General features: G+C 43.9%; 6 protein-coding genes. All 6 read right to left on the bottom strand.

The features are described from left to right. Positions 1–154 (bottom strand): ParA family protein (locus I6E38_RS14465; protein WP_235394648.1); only part of this gene is annotated, 154 nt, incomplete at its 3' end. A gap of 385 nt (positions 155–539) precedes the next feature. Next, positions 540–1,121 carry a hypothetical protein gene (locus I6E38_RS14460; RefSeq protein WP_027326080.1) on the bottom strand — a complete coding sequence of 194 codons (582 nt, stop codon included), beginning with the start codon at positions 1,119–1,121 and terminating at the stop codon, positions 540–542. Between the two features lie 53 nt (positions 1,122–1,174). Continuing rightward, positions 1,175–1,420 carry a DUF6956 domain-containing protein gene (locus tag I6E38_RS14455; RefSeq protein ID WP_027326081.1) on the bottom strand — a complete coding sequence of 82 codons (246 nt, stop codon included), beginning with the start codon at positions 1,418–1,420 and terminating at the stop codon, positions 1,175–1,177. Then, positions 1,417–1,638, bottom strand: a complete 222-nt coding sequence (locus I6E38_RS14450) for a DUF3873 domain-containing protein (protein WP_215760928.1) — start codon at positions 1,636–1,638, stop codon at positions 1,417–1,419. Before I6E38_RS14450 ends, I6E38_RS14455 begins: the two co-directional genes overlap by 4 nt. A 19-nt stretch (positions 1,639–1,657) precedes the next feature. Then, complete coding sequence (locus tag I6E38_RS14445; RefSeq protein ID WP_094378792.1) at positions 1,658–2,008, bottom strand: hypothetical protein; 351 nt, start codon at positions 2,006–2,008, stop codon at positions 1,658–1,660. A gap of 322 nt (positions 2,009–2,330) precedes the next feature. Beyond that, positions 2,331–2,708: a single-stranded DNA-binding protein gene (locus I6E38_RS14440; protein ID WP_235394647.1), complete on the bottom strand. Its 378-nt coding sequence runs from the start codon at positions 2,706–2,708 to the stop codon at positions 2,331–2,333. Positions 2,709–3,527 lie beyond the last annotated feature (819 nt).

Genomic DNA, 3,527 nt, shown 5'->3' with positions numbered 1-3,527 from the left:
GGATGAAATACAAGGTGAGATTAGCCTGTCCATCGAGGTCAATGAGCAGGACTTTCTTTCCCATTTGCGCCATGCAAGCCCCGATAGAGGCTGTGGAGGTGGTCTTTGACACCCCTCCTTTGTGGTTGGCGAACGTAATGATTTTCTGTTTCATACTTATTTCCATTATGTATATATGTATAAATGTGTACAACTATACAAGTCCACAAGGCTACGTGGCTACTTGTATTAACGTGTACAAAGTTACTGACGTTACTTTGGTTAGCCTTGTCACTTCTCCTGACAGCCTTTATAGTCAGGAGAAGTGTTAGGTGGTCATAGTATAAACACCTCGTCTCTGAGTACTGTCACCTCTGCACCGCTGCTCACTTGTACAAGCAGTTCCTTTCCATAATCTTCAATGATTGTAGCAAAGCGGCAGCCTTTCCATGGGGTTCCCAGTTCGCAAGACTCTCCCAGTAATTCTGATTCATATTCGTACATATTCTGTGTAGGTTTAATGCGAGAGCACAAGGCTTGCTCATGCTCTCGCTTGTTTCTTATTCAAAAGTGAAGACCCGAATATAGAAGTAGGTTTCTTCATTCTCATACTCATACTCGTTGATGAAGTCAACCATCTGTCCCTCTGTGCGTTCTCCTTGTTCGATTCCGGTCTTTGATACCCATTCGTTGATAGCATCCTTCACCGTATCGTAAACGTCATCATAAGCGTCCTCAAATGGTTTGCCGTTTGAACTGACACAACACTCTTCGGGGAAAAAAGAGCCTTCATCATGGACGTAGTAAACTTCGCATCCACATTCACAAACTCGGTAACTGATAGAGAGTTCATCGTGTAGATGATGGTTTATCTCCTCAAAGAGTTCGGTGCACGCATCCCATGCGCTTTCTGTCTCAAACGAGAGAAGAGTATTCTCGTCATCTTCCTCATACTCTGCCCAATAGATATGCCCTCTGACGCTGATTTGCTTTGCTCCGTAGTCGATGCCATAGAAGTCTGCCAATTCGTTCAGCCATACATTCTTGGTGTTCACATTCATGCCCTGCAGGGTCTTCCAAAGGTCGCTCACAGCCTTGCGAGAACCTGTCACCTTATAGGTGGTAGTTGCTTGATTTGCCATAACTGTCTATTTATTTATTGTGAAATGAGGGCGGTAGTAGCACCGCCACACTATTAGTATTCTGCTATTACTGCAAAGGTGGCATGATGTTCAAGCCATTCTCTTACGCATTCCATATTATACTCGCTTGTGATGACTGCCGTTTGTTCGTCTATTGCGGTGAAACGTGTGCTTTCGTAATCGTCAATCCATTCTTTCAGATTGCCAACTCCCAAATAAGCCACATCGTTAAAGACTTCATCTATTACTGCAATGGGCGAGTTGAACCTGACAATAAGTGTCTTGTAAGAAGTAATCATCTTATTCCCTCCTTCCTTTTCATCCATTCATCACGCTTCTTCCGGCACTCTTCAAGCGTTGCGCATACGCAAGAGAAGAGTTCTCCGTCCGCATGTCGGTAGTCATATTGTACAAGTGTACGTCTCTTTCTGCCTATGCCCGACTGATATTTCTCGTATTTCTCAGCACCTGCGATGGTGCAGGTGCTTACTCCATTGATAGTCATTTTCTGTTCCATATCTGAATTGATAGAATTGTTACCATTCTGTGTAATAACTCTGGTCATTGCTTTCGCATTCTTCTGCCCACTCTTCATCTGTGAAGTCACTATGTAAGCAATCCTCGCTGCAATAGTAGGCTACTCCCATATCCACACAATAGCCTTCACGCATGAGTTTGCCGCACTCAGAGCATCTACGGCAGGCTCTGTCAGTGTCCCACCAATAATCCACAAAGGACTCAGCAATTACGTCTTCGCTTGTGTTCTCGTCCCACTTGTCACGGTAGAAGTCCGCAAACTTGTTCAACTCATCCTTGCTGAAAAGTTCCTGGTCTGTGCCACTAACACCCTTGGTCAGTCGGCTCAAAATCGATTCTCTTGTCGTCATATTGATATTGTTTTTTCTCCCTTTCGTAGATCAACTACTTCGGGAATGGTTAAAAATTATGTTGCTTTCAGAAGGTGTTACGGCTATCTTGGCAAGGTTTTGATGCAAAATACTACCCGAAAGGTGTGGAGATTTTCCATCAAAGCGGGCAGCCTTGACCTTGCAGGAGATGAGACGTAACCATTACCTTCGCAACAGAATTTCTACCGATTCCCAGAAGTCGATGTATGGCAATCATTATAACAGGAACACCCATTCGGCAAAGAAAAGGAGATGCATAAAAAAAAGCGACCCGAAGGCCGCTCTTTGATGACGAGAAGGGTTATTTGCCCTTCTTTGTCTTGCTCTCCTGTGGAGCAGGAGTTTCTTCTTTCTCCACAGCTTCGTAGAACTTGGTTGCGACGAGAACCACACGGTTGTGCTTGACTCCATCGGCATCTTGCCATTCCTCAGGCTTGAAGTAGCCTTCTACCGTAAGGAGAGTTCCCTTTACAAGGCGATTGAAGGAAGAGGTATTCTCGTTTTTGCGCCATGCCTCTACATTCATGAAGGCTGATGTGCGGTTTGTTTCCTCGCCATTCTTCTCAGTACGGCTGATGGCCAGTGAGAAACGTGCAACGCTTGCTGTTGAGAACTGATGGATGCTTGCATCCTTACCTACGAAACCGCTTACTACGAAAGAATTTTCAATCTTTTTCATAACTTTGAAATTTTAGAAGTGAAACATTTATTTTTTACGTTGCTATCAGAGTTAGCAAGGAAAGCAGGCAAGCAAGGAATTACCGAATTATTTCACCTTGGCACAGAAAAGTTTTTTGGATGATGTCAGTCGAAAAAGTTTTTGAAATAATTCAGGTAATAAGGCACTGATACTTGATACAATGCGGCTTGCACTAACTTTGCGACGGAAAAAGTGAGTGTGTCTGCTTCGTCCAAAATAAGAAGTGGAGAAAAGTGCAGAAAATCAAATAGTCGGTGTTAGGTAAAGGAAACAGGTATCTATATCAGATAAACAAGCGATGCACAAACATCGTGCCGATAGCCGTTGAAGTATGGTCGGAAACTGAGCAACAGCATGAAGAGCTTGGGGATGCAAATACGATGAAAAGACGGAGAACGCACAAGGAAGGGAACATGAGGAAGGCACACCTGGGGATTAGGATGTCGAGAGTAAACGCAATACGGTTCTCGCAACGATTCACAGAAGCTAAAGAAAGAAGTAATTCAGCAAGGAGAAAAAAGAAGGACTGACCCTGCCGTCAATGAGCAGACATCGGGCTCAACTTATGGCACGTAAGTTTAAGTTTAGAATTACCCATGTATATATACATGCTTTCAACACAATGAAAAGTCCGCCACAGGCTATTCCTGATGGCGGACGAGAACTCGAACTTTTTAATTCATTCAGAGACGAATGAATAGACCACGTTAAAACAGGATTCCGATACCTTCATGGTGGTAATGACCATAGACCTATCCTCGGTGGTGAAACAGTATTGGTAGGAAGTTTCATCGGATG

The organism is Leyella stercorea (assembly GCF_021531355.1).
Classification (GTDB): Bacteria; Bacteroidota; Bacteroidia; order Bacteroidales; family Bacteroidaceae; genus Prevotella.
Note: the sequence above shows the minus strand (reverse complement) of the source record. Positions and strands in the feature narration are given on the sequence as shown.